At 58.7% G+C, this 16,955-nt stretch carries 14 protein-coding genes; all 14 read left to right on the top strand.

Features of this window, described 5'->3' with window-relative positions; translation table 11 throughout:
* The first annotated feature begins 37 nt into the window (after nt 1-37).
* The 14 genes from flgH to fleR all read left to right on the top strand — a co-directional run bounded on the left by flgH (nt 38) and on the right by fleR (nt 16,835).
* Nucleotides 38-733, top strand: a complete 696-nt coding sequence (gene flgH, locus ACA056_RS21065) for a flagellar basal body L-ring protein FlgH (protein WP_309677797.1) — start codon at nt 38-40, stop codon at nt 731-733.
* A gap of 27 nt (nt 734-760) precedes the next feature.
* The gene (locus ACA056_RS21060) at nt 761-1,849 is read left to right on the top strand and encodes a flagellar basal body P-ring protein FlgI (RefSeq protein ID WP_309677798.1); all 1,089 of its coding nucleotides are present in this window, start codon (nt 761-763) and stop codon (nt 1,847-1,849) included.
* 11 nt (nt 1,850-1,860) lie between these two features.
* A complete protein-coding gene (gene flgJ, locus ACA056_RS21055; protein ID WP_497267475.1) occupies nt 1,861-3,141 on the top strand; it encodes a flagellar assembly peptidoglycan hydrolase FlgJ in 1,281 nt (426 codons plus the stop codon).
* A 23-nt stretch (nt 3,142-3,164) separates the two neighbouring features.
* The gene (gene flgK / locus ACA056_RS21050; protein ID WP_497267473.1) at nt 3,165-5,174 is read left to right on the top strand and encodes a flagellar hook-associated protein FlgK; all 2,010 of its coding nucleotides are present in this window, start codon (nt 3,165-3,167) and stop codon (nt 5,172-5,174) included.
* 13 nt (nt 5,175-5,187) lie between these two features.
* Nucleotides 5,188-6,765, top strand: coding sequence for a flagellar hook-associated protein 3 (locus tag ACA056_RS21045; protein ID WP_497267471.1), 1,578 nt, complete (start codon nt 5,188-5,190; stop codon nt 6,763-6,765).
* Between the two features lie 312 nt (nt 6,766-7,077).
* Nucleotides 7,078-8,007, top strand: a complete 930-nt coding sequence (locus ACA056_RS21040; RefSeq protein ID WP_497267469.1) for a ketoacyl-ACP synthase III — start codon at nt 7,078-7,080, stop codon at nt 8,005-8,007.
* A gap of 253 nt (nt 8,008-8,260) precedes the next feature.
* Entirely contained in the window at nt 8,261-9,706 is a 1,446-nt protein-coding gene (locus ACA056_RS21035) for a flagellin N-terminal helical domain-containing protein (protein WP_497267467.1), read from the top strand.
* A gap of 74 nt (nt 9,707-9,780) precedes the next feature.
* Entirely contained in the window at nt 9,781-10,131 is a 351-nt protein-coding gene (locus tag ACA056_RS21030) for a flagellar protein FlaG (RefSeq protein WP_497267465.1), read from the top strand.
* Nucleotides 10,132-10,212: 81 nt separating this feature from the next.
* On the top strand, nt 10,213-11,598 hold the full coding sequence (gene fliD, locus ACA056_RS21025) for a flagellar filament capping protein FliD (RefSeq protein WP_497273578.1): 1,386 nt from the start codon (nt 10,213-10,215) through the stop codon (nt 11,596-11,598).
* Nucleotides 11,599-11,751: 153 nt separating this feature from the next.
* Nucleotides 11,752-12,141, top strand: coding sequence for a flagellar export chaperone FliS (gene fliS, locus ACA056_RS21020; protein ID WP_033055968.1), 390 nt, complete (start codon nt 11,752-11,754; stop codon nt 12,139-12,141).
* 24 nt (nt 12,142-12,165) lie between these two features.
* Nucleotides 12,166-12,462 (top strand): flagellar protein FliT, encoded by a 297-nt coding sequence (gene fliT, locus ACA056_RS21015; RefSeq protein WP_497267463.1) that lies wholly within the window; start codon nt 12,166-12,168, stop codon nt 12,460-12,462.
* Nucleotides 12,463-12,634: 172 nt separating this feature from the next.
* Nucleotides 12,635-14,110: a sigma-54 dependent transcriptional regulator gene (locus ACA056_RS21010; RefSeq protein ID WP_461997422.1), complete on the top strand. Its 1,476-nt coding sequence runs from the start codon at nt 12,635-12,637 to the stop codon at nt 14,108-14,110.
* A 128-nt stretch (nt 14,111-14,238) separates the two neighbouring features.
* Entirely contained in the window at nt 14,239-15,444 is a 1,206-nt protein-coding gene (locus tag ACA056_RS21005; protein WP_166675828.1) for a sensor histidine kinase, read from the top strand.
* A gap of 5 nt (nt 15,445-15,449) precedes the next feature.
* Nucleotides 15,450-16,835 (top strand): sigma-54-dependent response regulator transcription factor FleR, encoded by a 1,386-nt coding sequence (gene fleR, locus ACA056_RS21000; RefSeq protein WP_497267461.1) that lies wholly within the window; start codon nt 15,450-15,452, stop codon nt 16,833-16,835.
* Nucleotides 16,836-16,955 lie beyond the last annotated feature (120 nt).

Below are 16,955 nucleotides of genomic sequence, written 5' to 3'. Positions count from 1 at the left end.
GGCCATCAGGTCGCCTGCAACACCGTGAGGTAGGGTCATGAATCGCTTCGTATCTGTTCTGGCACTGAGTGGGGCCGTTGTGCTCGCGGGCTGCGTTGCCCCGCCGCCCAAGCCCAATGACCCTTACTACGCCCCGGTGTTGCCGCGCACGCCATTGCCGGCTGCCGCCAATAATGGCTCGATCTACCAGGCTGGCTTCGAACAGAACCTGTACAGCGACCGCAAGGCGTTCCGGGTCGGTGACATCATTACCATCACCCTGAACGAACGCACCCAGGCCAGCAAGAACGCCAATTCGCAAATGGCCAAGAACAGCAAGACCGACATCGGCCTGAGCTCGTTTTTCGGGGGCGGCCTGAGCACCAGCGATCCAGTGGGCAGCGGTAGCCTGAGTCTGGACGTCGGTTACGAAGGTGACCGCGCAACCAAGGGCGACAGCAAGTCCGGCCAGAGCAACAGCCTGACCGGTTCGATCACCGTGACCGTCGCTGATGTGTTGCCCAACGGCATCATCGCCGTGCGTGGCGAGAAGTGGCTGACCCTCAACACCGGTGATGAGCTGGTGCGGATTGCCGGGCTCGTTCGCGCCGATGACATCGCCACCGACAACACCGTTTCGTCGACCCGTGTCGCCGATGCGCGCATCACCTATTCGGGCACCGGTGCATTTGCCGATGCGAGTCAGCCAGGCTGGTTCGACCGTTTCTTCCTCAGCCCGCTGTTCCCTTTCTAGGTGGCTACGTTGAATCTTAAACACCTGATGGTGGCCGCCCTGATGCTGTCCGCAGCGTTCAATGCGCAAGCCGAGCGGCTGAAGGATATCGCCAGTATTTCCGGCGTGCGTTCCAACCAATTGATCGGCTACGGCCTGGTGGTCGGGCTTAACGGCACCGGTGACCAGACGACGCAAACGCCGTTCACCCTGCAGACCTTCAACAACATGCTCTCGCAGTTCGGTATCAAGGTGCCGCCGGGTTCGGGCAACGTGCAATTGAAGAACGTCGCGGCGGTGTCGATCAGTGCTGATTTGCCGGCGTTCGCCAAGCCGGGTCAGCAGGTGGATATCACCGTGGCGTCCATCGGTAACTCCAAGAGCCTGCGTGGCGGCACCTTGTTGCTGACGCCGCTCAAGGGTATCGACGGCAACGTTTACGCGATCGCCCAGGGCAATCTGGTGGTCGGCGGTTTTGATGCCGAAGGTCGTGACGGTTCGAAGATCACCGTCAACGTTCCGTCGGCCGGTCGTATCCCGGGCGGTGCGTCGGTTGAGCGTTCGGTGCCGAGCGGTTTCAACCAGGGCAACAGCCTGACGCTGAACCTCAATCGTTCGGACTTCACCACCGCCAAGCGCATCGTCGACAAGATCAACAATATGCTCGGCCCTGGCGTTGCCCAGGCCATCGACGGCGGTTCGATTCGCGTCAGTGCGCCACTTGATCCGAGCCAGCGCGTCGACTATTTGTCGATCATCGAGAACCTTGAAGTCGACCCGGGTCAGGCGGTGGCGAAAGTCATCATCAACTCGCGGACCGGCACCATCGTGATCGGCCAGAACGTCAAGGTTTCCCCGGCCGCCGTGACCCATGGCAGCCTGACCGTGACCATCACCGAAGACCCGATCGTCAGCCAGCCCGGCCCTCTGTCCAATGGGCAGACGGCGGTCGTGCCGCGCTCGCGGGTCAACGCCCAGCAGGAAGCCAAGCCGATGTTCAAGTTCGGCCCGGGCACCACCCTCGACGAAATCGTGCGTGCGGTGAACCAGGTCGGCGCGGCACCGGGTGACTTGATGGCGATCCTCGAAGCACTGAAACAGGCCGGCGCATTGCAAGCCGACCTGATCGTGATCTGAGGACGGCGACCATGGATATGCGCAAGGGCGGTTTGGGGGTCAGCAGCAACGATTCGGGTTCCTATTCGGACCTGAATCGCTTGAACCAACTCAAGGTCGGCGACAAGGACAGTGACGCGAACATGCGCAAGGTTGCGCAGGAATTCGAGTCGCTGTTTCTCGGTGAAATGCTCAAGTCCATGCGCTCGGCCACCGACGCGCTGGGCCAGGACAATCCGCTCAACACGCCGGCAGCCAAGCAATACCAGGAAATGTACGACCAGCAGTTGGCCGTTTCCATGTCCCGAGAGGGTGGCGGTATTGGTCTGGCTGACGTGCTGATGCGTCAGATGTCGAAGAACAAACCGCTGGCCCCGGGCGAGGCCGCTGCCGCGAAAGCCGCCGTGGAAACCCCGATTGCCGCCGGTACGGTCGGCACCAACGGGCCGCTGTCGCGCCTCAATGGCGAGCGTCCGTTGTGGGCTTCGCGCTCGGTGAAGTCGCCGGCAAATGCGGGCGAGGGCGCTCATCGCAATGACATGGCGCTGATCAATCAACGGCGCCTGGCCTTGCCGCCAAAACTGGCTGATCGTTTGCTGGCTGGTCTCGTGCCTTCCGTCACGACGACCGCCACCACGACGATAGCCGCGACGGTCAACAAGACTCCGTTGCCGGAGCGCGTGGCGTCCACCGGTTCAGGGCCTTTGTTCAATGGTGATTGGCTGGCGAATGCGCAAGCGGCTTCGAATCCAGGCTTGCAGATTCATGGGCGTGCCGTCGCACAAATTCCCTTGGCTCCGGCGAAGAAAGCCTTCAGTTCCTCCGACGAATTCGTCAACACCATGCTGCCGATGGCCAAAGAGGCCGCCGAACGCATTGGTGTCGATCCGCGTTACCTGGTGGCACAGGCCGCCCTGGAAACCGGTTGGGGCAAATCGGTCATGCGCGCCCAGGATGGCAGCAGTAGCCACAACCTGTTCGGCATCAAAGCTGGGAACAGTTGGAAAGGCGAATCGGCGCGGGCAATTACCAGCGAATTCAGGAATGGCGAGATGGTCAAGGAGACGGCTCAGTTCCGTTCCTATGACTCTTACAAGGACAGCTTTCATGACCTTGTGACGCTGCTGCAAACCAACAATCGCTATCAAGATGTCGTGAAGTCGGCCGATAACCCAGAACAGTTTGTGCGTGAGTTGCAAAAGGCCGGTTACGCAACCGACCCGGACTACGCAAGCAAGATTTCGCAGATAGCCAAGCAGATGACGAGTTACCAGAACTACGCTGCGGCGGGCGCTACCACCACGCCTTTATAGGCACAAGCTATAAGGTCTGAACCATGAGTTTGCTCAATATCGGGATGTCGGGGCTGTCAGCCAGCCAATCGTCGTTGATGACGACGGGTAACAACATCGCCAACGTCGATACCGCGGGTTACTCGCGTCAGCAGACCGTGCAGGGCACCAAAGCCTCGCAGCAGTACGGCAATGTATTCATTGGCACCGGTACGACGCTGGCCGATGTGCGCCGGGTGTACAACAGTTACCTCGATGCTCAGTTGCAGACCACCACTTCGCTCAATAGCGATGCGCAAGCGTATCTGGGGCAAGCCACGCAAGTGGACAAGCTGTTGTCCGACAGCGGCACCGGTATTTCCAAAACGCTGCAATCGTTCTTCTCGTCGTTGCAAACGCTGTCCGCCAACTCCAATGACAGCGCTGCACGTCAAGCGTTGTTGACCAATGCCCAGGGGTTGAGCAGTCGTTTCAATGCCATCTCCCAGCAATTGAATCAGCAAGGCACGTACATCAACGATCAGCTGGGCTCGATGGCTGAGCAGGTCAATAAGCTGGCGGCGACTGTAGCGGCCTACAACAAGAAAATCAGTGAGGTCAGTGGTTCGGGCGGCATGCCCAACGACCTGCTGGACCAGCGCAACGAGACCGTTCGCCAGCTCTCCGAGCTGGTGGGCACGCAGGTCACCGAAACCAACGGCAGGCTGGATATTTATCTGGGCAGCGGTCAGCCGCTGGTCATCGGTGATACGGCCAATACGTTGCGCGTGGCGGCCGACAAGAATGACCCTACCCGGTCCTCGATCATCCTGGATCGCGGCAGTTCGACGATTGATATCACTTCCCGGGTCAGCGGCGGCGAGATGGGTGGCCTGTTGCGTTACCGCGACGATGTGCTGACGCCAGCCGTCAACGGGCTGGGTCGCATCGCCATGGTGGTGGCCGATCAGGTCAACAAACAGTTGGGGCAGGGGCTGGATCAGAACGGCAATTTCGGCTCGGCGTTGTTTAACGACATCAATAGCCTAAAGGCCATCAGCCAGCGCAGTATCGCCAATGGCAACAACGACCCGACGTCCGGCAATCTCAACGTCACCATCAAAGACACCAGCAAGCTGGCGGCCAGCGATTACCAAGTGACCTTCACCAGCGCCACCGGCTACAGCGTGCGTCGTCTGTCGGACAATACCGACATGGGCAGCTTCACGCTGGGCGCTACCCCGGCACCGGTCATCGACGGCTTCAGCCTGAGCCTCAACGCTGGCCCGGTGAGCGCTGGCGATACCTTCAAAATTACCCCGACACGCAGTTCAGCGGCGGACATGACCACCGTCATGACTGACGCCAAGACCTTGGCTACAGCCGCTCCGCTGACATCCACCAAAGCCTCGGGCAATGACGGCACCGGTGCTGTCAGCCAGCCAACGTTGAGTACTGCACTGGATATCTACGATCCGGTACAGCGCCTGGAAGTACAGACGGCGGTCAAGGCGGCGATGCCGGTTCGCCTGCTCATGACCAGCAGCACCGCTTACGAGGTGTTCGACGCCAAAGGCACCAGCATCGGGACCGGCAGCATCGTGCCTGGTCAGAACAACGATCTGAGTATTTCGGTGCCTTACACGGACGCCGGGGGCGCTGCGAAAACCTTCAAGGTCGCAATGACCGTCAGCGGCAGCCCCGCCAAGGACGACAGTTTCAATATCTCGATGACGGCGTCCGGCAGTACTGACAACCGCAACGCCCAAGCGCTGCTCGGTCTGCAAACCAAGGCCACGGTTGGTGCTAACACTACCAGTCCGGGCGTGAGCTTCACTGAGGCCTACGGCGGACTTGTCTCCTCGGTCGGCTCCATGACCAAGCAGGGTCAACTGGATGCCACGGCGACTGACACCATCCTGACCCAGGCCAGGAACTCGCGCGACTCGCTGTCGGGCGTTGATCTCGATGAAGAGACCGGCAACCTGATCAAATTCCAGCAGTACTATTCGGCCTCTTCGCAGATCATCAAGACTGCGCAGGAAATCTTCAGCACTCTGATCAATGCCCTTTAAGGAGCCGTAGAACATGCGTATTTCTACTGCACAGTATTATGCGACGACGGCTGCCAACTATCAGCGCAACTTCAATAACCTGCTGAAGTCGGCCGAGCAGGCCAGTAGTGGTGTGAAGCTTGAGACAGCGGCGGATGATCCGGTCGGTGCGGCCCGCCTGCTGCAACTCGATCAGCAAAAAGCGATGCTGGGTCAGTACACCACCAACATCAGCGCCTTGAACACCGCTCAGGCGCAGGAAGAAAGCGTGCTGGACAGCATCAACAACGTGCTGCAGAAAGTCAGCGAGTTGACGGTACGTGCCGGTGGCGGTTCGTTGAACGACGACGACCGTAAATCCATTGCGGCAGAACTCGGTCAGGCTGAAGATCAACTGCTGAGCCTGATGAACAGTAAGGATGCCAACGGCAAGTACATTTTTTCCGGCGCCAGCAACAATACTCAGCCTTTTACACGCAACAGCGACGGTACCTACAGCTATCAGGGTGACCAGACGCAGCTGCAATTGAAGATCGGTGACTCGATGTCGCTGGGTCTTAACGATACCGGTTGGGATGTGTTTCAGCAGGCGATCAATGCCGCCCGAAGTTCGACCACCATGACCGCGCCGGCCGTCAATGACGGGCGTGTGGCCTTGTCGCCAGGCCTGGTGAGTTCCGGCCCGGCTTTCGATGCAAGTTTCCGCAGTGGTCAGCCGTATACCCTGGCCTTCACCAGCAGCACCCAGTTTTCGATCACGGATGCCTTGGGGAATGACGTGACCGCCGAGGCGAGTCAGGGCGGGGTGTTTGACCCAAATGCCAAGGGCGGCTCCGACGTCAACTTTCGTGGTGTGACCTTTAAACTGGATATCACTTTCCAGGCCGGTGACAACGCCACCAACGCCGACGCGGTGATCGCCGGTCACAGTTTCCAGTTGGCGGCCAAGCCGGACAGCTTCGTCAGCAACCGTGCGCCGAGCAATGGGTCGACGGCTTTGGTGAGCCAGTCTTCGGTGACCAATGCTGCTGACTACAAGAGCTATTTTCCTGAGGGCGGTGCGGTTCTGAAATTCGCCAGCCCAACGACCTTCGACTTGTACGCCCGTCCGTTGACCAGCAGTAGCACACCGGTAACCTCCGGGACCGTGGCGGCGGGTGTAGCGACAGCGGCCGGTGTCAGCTTTACCCTCAGTGGGGGGGCACCCGCTGCGGGCGATCAATTCGATATCGCGGTCAATACTCACCAGACCCAGAATGTGCTGGATACCATCAGCCAGCTGCGTCAGGCGCTTAACTCACCGACCCAGGGCAACCCGACCGCGCAGCGCTTTCTGGAAGACACCGTAGCTTCGGCAATTGCCAACCTGGGCAATGCCAAGAACCAGGTCGACCTGGCCCGTGGCGCTATCGGTGCCCGGGGTAACGTGATGGATATGCAGGCCGAACAAAACCAGAGCACTAGCCTGATCAACGATTCAACGCAGAACGGAATCAAGAACACCGATCCTGCGGAAGTGCTGACGCGTCTGACCTTGCAGCAGACCATGCTGCAAGCGGCGCAACTGGCGTTCTCGAAGATTTCCCAGTTGGGCCTGTTCAACAAGCTTTGAGTCGGTCTTGACCGCTCGCGGCCAGTCCCTGTGATAAGGGGCTGGCTTTTTTTTGCGTTTTTTTTGAGAAGATCGAGGCAGGTCCGGACTGCGCTGGGGTTACAAAATCAAATAAAGCACCGATCTCTGAGTGACCCGCCAGTCAAAACGCGCATCTTCACTGTATCCTGTCTGCGGGCGGTGAAGGTGGTGGGCCTGCTCAAGGTAATCCTTGAGTCCCAACGTTGCCTCCTCTGGGGGCTGAGCCCTGACTGTAAACGCCCTCGATTCAGCGAGCGGCGATATTCAGCTGTTTATTATTGGGAAGCCATAATGATTGGCATAAAAAACATAGCGAGTTATGTGCCGGCAGCCGGGGTTGACAACTACGCCCAGGGTGCAAAGTTCGACAAGGACGAAACCTTTATCCTTGGCAAGATCGGCTCGGCGTTTTTGCCGCGCAAGGGGGCCGATCAGGAAACTTCGGATCTGTGCGTCGAAGCAGTCAATGCCCTGTTCGCCGCCAGTCCCGAACTCAAGCGTGAATCCATCGATTGCCTGATCGTCGTCACCCAGAACGGTGACGAGGAAGGCCTGCCGCATACCGCTGCGATCGTTCAGGACAAACTGGGTCTGCCAACCCATGTCGCCGCTTTTGATATCTCCCTGGGCTGTTCCGGTTACGTTTACGGCATCTATGCCCTCAAGGGATTCATGGAAGCGACGGGGCTGAAAAATGGTCTGCTGGTGACAGCGGATCCGTACTCGAAGATTGTCGACCCGGAAGACCGCAACACCACCATGCTGTTCGGCGATGCCGCCACCGCGACCTGGATGGGCGAAAACGCTGTCTGGCAGCTCGGCAAATCGAAGTTCGGCACCGACGGTTCCGGTGCACCGCACCTCAAGGTCACCGATGGCGTGTTCTTCATGAACGGCCGCCAGGTCTTCAACTTCGCTTTGCTGAAAGTCCCGGCCCATTTGCACGAGCTGCTGGATGAGTCCAACTTGCAGGCGCACGATATTGACGCTTTCTGCATTCACCAGGGCAGTGCGGCGATTGTCGATGCCGTTGCGCGTCGCTTCGAAGAAGGCGAGCCGGAGAAGTTCATCAAGGACATGCTCGAAACCGGTAACACGGTGTCTTCGAGTATTCCGCTGCTGTTGCAGAACCACGTGTTCGATTCCAAGTGGACCCGTGTGGCCATCAGCGGTTTCGGTGTAGGCCTGTCGTGGGGCTCGGCGATTCTCTTTCGCGGCTGATCGGCTGTGTAGCAATGACGCTATAAAAAACGCCCGGGAACGAAAGTTTCCGGGCGTTTTGCGTTTTACTGGCGACGAAATTCTGGCTCTAAAGCCTTGAAACTAAAGGGCTGGCAAGCTGCCACTAAAAATTTCCAAAAAACCCCTCAAGCAAAGCCTCTTCACGACGATAACTATTACGTAGGTTCTCTAGGCCACACCCGACGGATGTCAGGGCCGGAAGCCGCAGTATCCATCCAACGAGGATTTCGTCATGGCTTTAACAGTAAACACCAACCTTGCATCGTTGACCGTTCAGAACAACCTGAACAAAGCTTCCAACAATCTGCAAACTTCGATGCAACGTCTGTCTTCCGGCCTGCGTATCAACAGCGCTAAAGACGATGCGGCCGGCCTGCAAATCTCCAACCGTCTGACCAGCCAGATCAACGGCCTGGGCACTGCCATCAAGAACGCCGGTGACGGCATCTCCATCGCGCAAACTGCTGAAGGCGCGATGCAGGAATCCACCAACATCCTGCAGAAAATGCGTACCCTGGCTCTGGCTTCCGCGAACGGCTCGCCAAGCGCTGAAGACCGTAAGTCGAACAACGCCGAGTACTCGGCTCTGACTTCCGAGCTGTCGCGTATCGCTAGCACCACTACCTTCGGTGGTCGTAACCTGCTGGACGGTTCTTTCGGTACTACTGCTTTCCAAGTCGGCGCTAACGCCAACCAGACCATCAACATGACTCTGGGCGACGTATCGGCTAACAACATTGGCTCCCAGCAGCTGAAAAGCGTGGCCATTGCGCCAAGCCTGGCCGGTGTGACCGGTGGTGCCATCGCCATTACCGGTGGCGGCCAAACCGCTAGCATCACCACCGTTACTGGTCAATCTGCCAAAACCACCGCTTCCCAACTGAACGGCGTTATCGGCGGCCTGTCGGCTACTGCCAGCACTGAAGCCAAGTTCACTGTAAACACTGCAGCGATCACTGGTGCTGCGCCAGGTACTGCGAACTTCACCATCAAGGTAGGCGCTGGCGCCGCAGTCAACATGGTCGGCGTAACCGACACGGCTGGCCTGGCTGACCAACTGAAGTCCAACGCTGCCAAGCTGGGCATCAGCGTTAACTTCAACGCCACTACCAACAGCCTGGAAGTCAAATCCGACTCCGGCGAAAACATCATCCTGAACGCTGGTGACGCCAGCGCCATCGCCGGTATCTCGGTTCAGGCCAAAGACGGTGCCGGTGCCTACGGTGCTGCTGTTCCTGCCGCTGCCACTGCAGTCCAAGTGACTGGCGCAGTTTCCCTGAACTCCACCAACAGCTACTCGATGAACGGCGCTGGTGCAACTGGCCTGTTCGTTGCTGCCGGTACTACCGTGAGCTCGGCCAAAACCGTGGTCAGCAACACTGACGTGACCACCGCTGCCAACGCACAAAACGCTGTTGACGTGATCTCGCAAGCGATCGCCAACATCGACTCCCAGCGTGCTGACCTCGGTGCCGTACAAAACCGTTTCGACAGCACCGTGTCGAACCTGCGCAGCATCTCGGACAACTCCACCGCTGCTCGTGGCGTGATCCAGGACGTCGACTTCGCGTCCGAAACTGCCCAGCTGACCAAGCAACAAACCCTGCAACAGGCGTCCACTGCGATCCTGTCCCAGGCTAACCAGCTGCCATCCGCTGTACTGAAACTGCTTCAGTAATTCCAGCGCTTGGTGACTGACGGAAGGGCGCGTTTACGTGCCCTTTCGTCTTTTCCGTGATGAGGAGATTTAGCATGGACATGAGCGTTAAGTTGAACCTGTCTTATCCGGCCGTTGCCCTTCAGGGTGTAACGCCGACCGTCACTGCCAAACAGGAACAGCCCAAGGCTGAGCTCGTCGCGAAATCCGGCTCCGAGCCCAAGCGTGATGATCTGGAAAAAGCCGTGACCGATATTCGGGAATTCGTCCAGGCTGCCCAGCGCAAGCTGGATTTTACCATTGATGATTCCACCGGCCGGGTCGTGGTCAAGGTCATCGCCACCGAAACCGGTGACGTGATTCGCCAGATCCCTTCGGAAACCGCATTGAAGCTTGCACAGAGCCTGACGGACGCCAGCAGCTTGCTGTTTGACGCCAAGGCTTGAGCTGGCATGAATTTTGTTGCTGTCGCTGGTTAAGGCGCTCTTAGTCAAGAAAACGGCAGCCACTGGATAAGGAGAGAGATGATGGCGGGTTCAACGGTTAGCGGTATTGGTTCGAACATCGATACCCAGGCGATCGTGAAGTCTTTGGTCGACTCCGAAAGGGCACCGAAGCAGACACAGATCAATAGCCAGACGCTGAAAGCGACTACCTCGCTGTCGTCTATCGGCAAAATCCAGGCGGCGCTGGATGCCTTCCGTGGAGCGTTGGACACCATGAAGACGACCGCCACCTTCAGTGGGCTGGCTGGTTCGTCGTCCGACGAGAAAGTCGCAACTGTGACCACCGGTACAGGCGCAGCTGCCGGCAGTTTCTCGCTGTTGGTGACCAAGTTGGCGACAGCGTCGAAAATTTCGACCAAGGTCTTTGCCGACGGCGCTTCTTCAGTGGTTAACGCCGGCGCAACCCCGACCACGTTGACCATTAAGCAGGGCACTAACACGTTCGACGTCAGCATTCCTGCTGGCGCGACGTTGCAACAGGTCCGCGACTCGATCAACTCGCAGTACGCCAACCAAGGCTTGAGTGCCAACATTCTGACCGACGCCAGCGGTTCTCGAATGGTGCTGACCTCGACTACGACAGGTGTAGGTTCGGACTTGATCCTGAGTGGCAGCTCTGGTCTGAATGTTGGCACCTCGGTCCTCGCTACACCGCAAAATGCCGAGTACGTTCTCGACGGCGTGTCGATGAGCTCCAAAACCAATACCATTGCAGATGCTGTGAGCGGGATCACCGTCAAACTGACAGGGGTGTCTCCTGTTCCGTCAGGTGGCGGTGCGGCGACACCGGCCACTATCACAGTGTCTGCCAGTAGTACGACGCTGAAGTCGGCGGTCAAAGGTTTTGTCGATACCTACAACGCATTGATCAAGGTGGCCAACGCTGAAACCCAGGTCATCACCAATGCCGATGGTTCGGTAACGTCCGGCGCCCTGACAGGCGATGCCTCTCTGCGCTCAATGCTGTCGGCGGTGCGTACTGAGCTGAATGCGATGGGTGGCACCGGTCAGATGAAGTCTCTCGCTCAGTTCGGTGTCAAGACCGACCAGAAAACCGGGACACTATCAATCGACGACAAACTGTTCGATGCAGCGGTCATCACCAATGCCGCCGACATCAACGGCATCTTCACCGGCGACACCGGTTTGCTGGCGCGTATGAAAACCGCGACTGACAGCTTCGCCCTGAGCAAGACCGGTGTGTTCGCCGCGCGCTCGGCGAGCCTGACCGACAGCCTGAACGACTTGAAAAAGCAGCAGGACACCCTCGATTCGCGGATGACCAGCCTGCAGTTGAGTCTGACCGCCAAGTACACCGCCATGGACTCCCTTGTGGCCAGACTGCGCGCGCAGAGCGACAGCATCATGACCACGCTCAACGCACTGAACAATCCGAAGTCCGACTGATCCGGATCAGGCATAAAAAACCCAGGCCGGCTGTAATAACAGCGCCTGGGTTTTTTCTTTGGTAGCGAGTCGGGATTAAAGTTTTATGTCGACCAGTCGACATAATGATCAGAGCAAACCTATTTCACTTGTTGTCTGTCACGAGGTAGAAACATGAATCCCATGAGAGCCCTTCGCCAGTACCAGAAGGTCAATTCCCATGCTCAGATCTCTGAAGCCAATCCCCATCGCCTGGTTCAGTTGCTGATGGAGGGTGGGTTGGACCGCATGGCTCAAGCCAAGGGCGCAATGGAGCGGGGTGACATCGCACTCAAGGGATTGATGCTCGGCAAGGCCGTGGACATCATCATTGGCCTGCGTGACGGTCTGAATCCGGAGAAGACTGAAGACCCGGCTTCGCTTCAACAGCTCGACAACTTGTACGCCTATATGATGACGCGGCTGATGGAAGCTAACCGCAACAACGATGCAGCGATCATCGACGAAGTATCGGGTTTGCTCGATACCCTGAAAAGCGGCTGGGATGCAATTGCAAACCAATAGGCCTGCGGGTCTGAGGATAGCGCCATGAGTCAAGCACTGCAGCGGATTGAAGAAACGCGGGAAGCCTTGGTTGACGCCTTGGCGGCGCGCAATTGGGATGCGATCAGCGAACTGGATGTGGCCTGTCGCGAATGCGTCGATGAGGTGCTGAGCGAGGCGCCGATCGACGAAGAAGCGTTGCGGACCAATCTGGAGGGGCTGCTGGCGGTGTACAAGGATTTGCTGACGGCGACGATGGGAGAGCGCCAAGCGATAGTTGATGAGATGTCGCAGATCCACCAAGCGCAGAGCGCGGCAAAGGTTTACCATCTGTTCGGTTAATTAATCCCCGGTTAATCCAAACATAGTGCGCCATAAATTTGACTGTGCACGGTTTTTTGACTTAACTAGTGGCTGATTCCAGATTTCAGGCGTCTACAGGCATAACGTGTCTGCAAGCGTCTAGCTTGCCCCAGCATTTGGGCATTGAGTTGACTAGGGAAGTTGCTATTGCATGTGGCGTGAAACCAAAATTCTGCTGATTGATGACGATAGCGTCCGTCGCCGCGACTTGGCGGTGATTTTAAATTTTCTTGGCGAAGAAAATTTACCCTGCGGTAGCCATGACTGGCAGCAGGCTGTCGGCTCATTGTCATCAAGTCGTGAAGTAATCTGTGTCCTGATCGGGACGGTCAATGCTCCTGGCGCACTCGTGGGCTTGTTAAAGACACTCTCAACCTGGGATGAGTTCCTTCCGGTTTTGTTAATGGGCGATAATTCTTCCGTTGACTTGCCAGAAGACCAGCGTCGCCGAGTGCTTTCGACCCTAGAGATGCCGCCCAGCTACAGCAAATTGCTCGACTCCCTGCACCGAGCCCAGGTTTATCGCGAGATGTACGACCAGGCCCGCGAGCGCGGCCGTCACCGTGAACCCAATCTTTTCCGCAGCCTTGTCGGCACCAGCCGGGCGATTCAACACGTCCGTCAGATGATGCAGCAAGTCGCCGACACCGACGCCAGTGTGCTGATCCTCGGTGAGTCCGGGACCGGCAAGGAAGTGGTCGCGCGCAACCTGCACTATCACTCCAAGCGACGTGACGCGCCGTTCGTACCGGTCAACTGCGGGGCGATCCCGGCCGAATTGCTGGAAAGCGAACTGTTTGGCCACGAGAAGGGCGCCTTCACCGGGGCAATCACCAGCCGCGCCGGGCGTTTCGAACTGGCCAATGGCGGCACGCTGTTCCTCGATGAAATCGGCGACATGCCGTTGCCGATGCAGGTGAAGTTACTGCGCGTATTGCAGGAACGCACCTTCGAGCGCGTGGGCAGCAACAAGACCCAGAGCGTCGATGTGCGGATCATCGCGGCGACCCACAAGAATCTCGAAAGCATGATCGAGATCGGCACCTTCCGCGAAGACTTGTACTACCGCCTGAACGTGTTCCCGATCGAAATGGCGCCACTGCGCGAGCGTGTCGAAGACATTCCGCTGCTGATGAACGAGTTGATCTCGCGCATGGAGCACGAGAAGCGTGGGTCGATCCGTTTCAACTCGGCGGCGATCATGTCGCTGTGCCGCCACGGCTGGCCGGGCAACGTCCGCGAACTCGCCAACCTGGTGGAGCGCATGGCGATCATGCATCCGTATGGGGTGATCGGCGTGGTCGAGTTGCCGAAGAAATTCCGTTACGTCGATGACGAAGACGAGCAACTGGTCGACAGCTTGCGCAGCGATCTTGAAGAGCGCGTGGCCATCAACGGTCATACTCCGGACTTCTCTGCCGGTGCCATGCTGCCGCCGGAAGGTCTGGACCTGAAGGACTACCTCGGTGGTCTGGAACAAGGGCTGATTCAGCAGGCACTGGATGATGCCAATGGCATCGTGGCGCGCGCGGCAGAGCGGCTGCGTATTCGTCGCACCACACTGGTGGAAAAGATGCGCAAGTACGGCATGAGCCGTCGTGATGGAGATGAACAGGCGGATGATTGACGCCTGTTTTTCAAGTCCTTCATTTATAGGCGGTTTTTTTTAGGCACGGGTATTGCTACATCCCTCGCAACGTTCCGTTTAACTGACGGTCAGCCAAGCGAGAGAGCACGATGCCCCAAGCCGCCCAGATGTCTCCTGTCCCTGACGCTTCGGGACAACCGTCGTCCGTAGAGCAGGCGAGCCGGCTTGGCCTTGAGCAGGCGTTTGCACTGTTCAACCAGATGTCGAGCCAATTGACCGATTCCTACAGCATGCTCGAAGCCCGGGTCACCGAGCTCAAGGGGGAGCTGGCGGTGGTCAGCGCGCAGCGCATGCAGGAGCTGGCGGAAAAAGAACGCCTGGCCAACCGGCTGCAAAACCTCCTCGATCTGTTGCCCGGCGGCGTCATCGTCATCGATGCCCAAGGCATCGTGCGCGAAGCCAATCCCGCTGCCTGCGAACTGCTTGGGCTGCCCCTCGAAGGCGAGCTGTGGCGTCATGTCATTGCCCGCTGCTTTGCGCCCCGAGAAGACGACGGTCACGAAATCTCGCTCAAGGACGGTCGGCGCTTGTCGATCTCCACGCGCTCGCTGGATGCCGAGCCCGGTCAGTTGGTGTTGCTCAACGACCTGACTGAAACCCGTCATCTGCAAGATCAGCTGGCCCGTCACGAACGTCTGTCGTCCCTCGGCCGAATGGTCGCTTCGCTGGCTCATCAGATTCGTACCCCCTTGTCCGCCGCCTTGCTCTACGCCAGTCATTTGACTGAGCAAGCGTTGCCGGTCGAGACCCAGCAACGTTTTGCCGGGCGCCTGAAAGAGCGTCTGCATGAGTTGGAACATCAGGTTCGCGACATGCTGGTGTTTGCGCGCGGCGAGCTGCCGCTGACCGATCGCGTCACGCCCAAAGTGCTGATGCAGTCGTTGCAGGCGGCAGCATTGACTCATGTGCAGGACCTGCCGATTCGCTGGCAATGCGACAGTCATTCCGGCGAGTTGCTGTGCAATCGCGACACGCTGGTCGGGGCGATCCTGAACCTGATCGAGAACGCCATCCAGGCCAGCGCCGGCGATGTGCGTTTGAAAGTCCATTTCTATACCCGTGACAACAACCTGCGTGTAGCGGTCAGCGACAGCGGTAGCGGCATCGATACGAAAGTGCTGGCGCGTCTGGGTGAGCCATTTTTTACCACTAAAACCACCGGAACCGGCCTCGGCCTGACCGTGGTCAAGGCAGTGACGCGTGCTCATCAAGGAGAATTGCAGCTGCGCTCGCGGCTCGGTCGCGGCACGTGTGCGCAGGTGATCCTGCCACTTTTTTCTGGTGAAAAGCCCAGCGCTCAGGGAGCGGAGTGAAGGACATGGCAATCAAGGTTTTACTGGTCGAGGATGACCGCGCGCTACGCGAAGCATTGGCCGATACGCTGTTGCTCGCCGGGCACGATTTCAAAGCCGTCGGTTCGGCGGAAGAAGCGCTGGCAGCGGTCGGTGCCGAGGCGTTCAACCTGGTGCTGAGTGACGTCAACATGCCGGGCATGGACGGCCATCAACTGCTCGGATTGCTGCGCACTCGTCAGCCGCAGTTGCCGGTGTTGCTGATGACGGCTCACGGTGCCGTGGAGCGGGCAGTCGATGCGATGCGCCAGGGCGCGGCGGATTACCTGGTCAAACCGTTCGAGCCCAAGGCATTGCTCGATCTGGTGGCGCGTCATGCGCTGGGCAGTCTCGGCGCGACCGAGGGCGAGGGGCCTGTAGCGTTCGAGCCGGCCAGTGCGCAATTGCTGGAATTGGCCGCACGGGTGGCGCGCAGTGATTCCACGGTGTTGATCTCCGGTGAGTCCGGGACCGGTAAGGAAGTGCTGGCGCGGTACATCCATCAGCATTCCCATCGCGCCAGTCAGCCGTTCATTGCGATCAACTGCGCAGCCATCCCCGACAACATGCTCGAAGCCACGCTGTTCGGTCACGAAAAGGGCTCGTTTACCGGCGCCATCGCGGCGCAGGCCGGCAAGTTCGAACAGGCTGATGGCGGGACTATCCTGCTCGACGAGATTTCCGAAATGCCCCTTGGGCTCCAGGCCAAGTTGCTGCGAGTTTTGCAGGAGCGCGAAGTCGAGCGAGTCGGCGCTCGCAAGCCGATCACGCTGGACATTCGAGTGGTCGCCACCACCAACCGTGACCTGGCCGGTGAAGTGGCGGCGGGGCGTTTTCGTGAAGACCTTTACTATCGCCTGTCGGTGTTTCCGCTGGCCTGGCGTCCGTTGCGCGAACGTACCGCCGACATCCTGCCATTGGCCGAGCGTCTTCTGGCCAAGTACGTCAATAAAATGAAGCATGCCGCGGCAAAGCTGTCGCCCGAGGCTCAGGCGTGCCTGATCGGTTATCCGTGGCCGGGTAATGTGCGTGAGCTGGATAACGCGATTCAGCGGGCGCTGATCCTGCAGCAGGGTGGATTGATACAGCCTGAGGATTTCTGCCTGGCCGGGCCGGTCGCCTGTGCGCCGTTGCCAGCCTTGGCGCCAACGTCCGTGCGAACCGTGGAGGTCGAATCCGAGTCGGCCGGGGCGCTGGGTGATGATCTGCGTCGCCGTGAATTCCAGATGATCATCGACACCTTGCGTTCCGAACGCGGTCGTCGCAAAGAGGCCGCCGAGCGTTTGGGCATCAGTCCGCGCACCCTGCGTTACAAGCTGGCGCAAATGCGTGATGCCGGAATGGACGTGGAAGCTTATTTGTTCGCCACCTGATCCGTTTGCAATGCAAAGCCCGGGACAGCTTTTGTTTAGAGCGGCCACGGAGCTGGCACCCTTGTTGCTAACACCTCACTACCCGCCGAGTGAGTGTCAAAAAATTGCGGGTCGCCAAAG

This window comes from Pseudomonas sp. LBUM1666 (assembly GCF_059695775.1).
The sequence above is the reverse complement of the archived record's forward strand: the minus strand, read 5'-3'. Positions and strand labels throughout refer to the sequence as shown.

Coding starts and splice junctions, on each gene's coding strand:
- flgJ (WP_497267475.1), top strand. CDS start 1,861: ATGGATATGCGCAAGGGCGGTTTGGGGGTCAGCAGCAACGATTCGGGT.
- ACA056_RS21030 (WP_497267465.1), top strand. CDS start 9,781: ATGGACATGAGCGTTAAGTTGAACCTGTCTTATCCGGCCGTTGCCCTT.
- ACA056_RS21040 (WP_497267469.1), top strand. CDS start 7,078: ATGATTGGCATAAAAAACATAGCGAGTTATGTGCCGGCAGCCGGGGTT.
- flgK (WP_497267473.1), top strand. CDS start 3,165: ATGAGTTTGCTCAATATCGGGATGTCGGGGCTGTCAGCCAGCCAATCG.
- ACA056_RS21035 (WP_497267467.1), top strand. CDS start 8,261: ATGGCTTTAACAGTAAACACCAACCTTGCATCGTTGACCGTTCAGAAC.
- flgH (WP_309677797.1), top strand. CDS start 38: ATGAATCGCTTCGTATCTGTTCTGGCACTGAGTGGGGCCGTTGTGCTC.
- ACA056_RS21010 (WP_461997422.1), top strand. CDS start 12,635: ATGTGGCGTGAAACCAAAATTCTGCTGATTGATGACGATAGCGTCCGT.
- fliT (WP_497267463.1), top strand. CDS start 12,166: ATGAGTCAAGCACTGCAGCGGATTGAAGAAACGCGGGAAGCCTTGGTT.
- fliD (WP_497273578.1), top strand. CDS start 10,213: ATGGCGGGTTCAACGGTTAGCGGTATTGGTTCGAACATCGATACCCAG.
- ACA056_RS21045 (WP_497267471.1), top strand. CDS start 5,188: ATGCGTATTTCTACTGCACAGTATTATGCGACGACGGCTGCCAACTAT.
- fliS (WP_033055968.1), top strand. CDS start 11,752: ATGAATCCCATGAGAGCCCTTCGCCAGTACCAGAAGGTCAATTCCCAT.
- fleR (WP_497267461.1), top strand. CDS start 15,450: ATGGCAATCAAGGTTTTACTGGTCGAGGATGACCGCGCGCTACGCGAA.
- ACA056_RS21005 (WP_166675828.1), top strand. CDS start 14,239: ATGTCTCCTGTCCCTGACGCTTCGGGACAACCGTCGTCCGTAGAGCAG.
- ACA056_RS21060 (WP_309677798.1), top strand. CDS start 761: ATGGTGGCCGCCCTGATGCTGTCCGCAGCGTTCAATGCGCAAGCCGAG.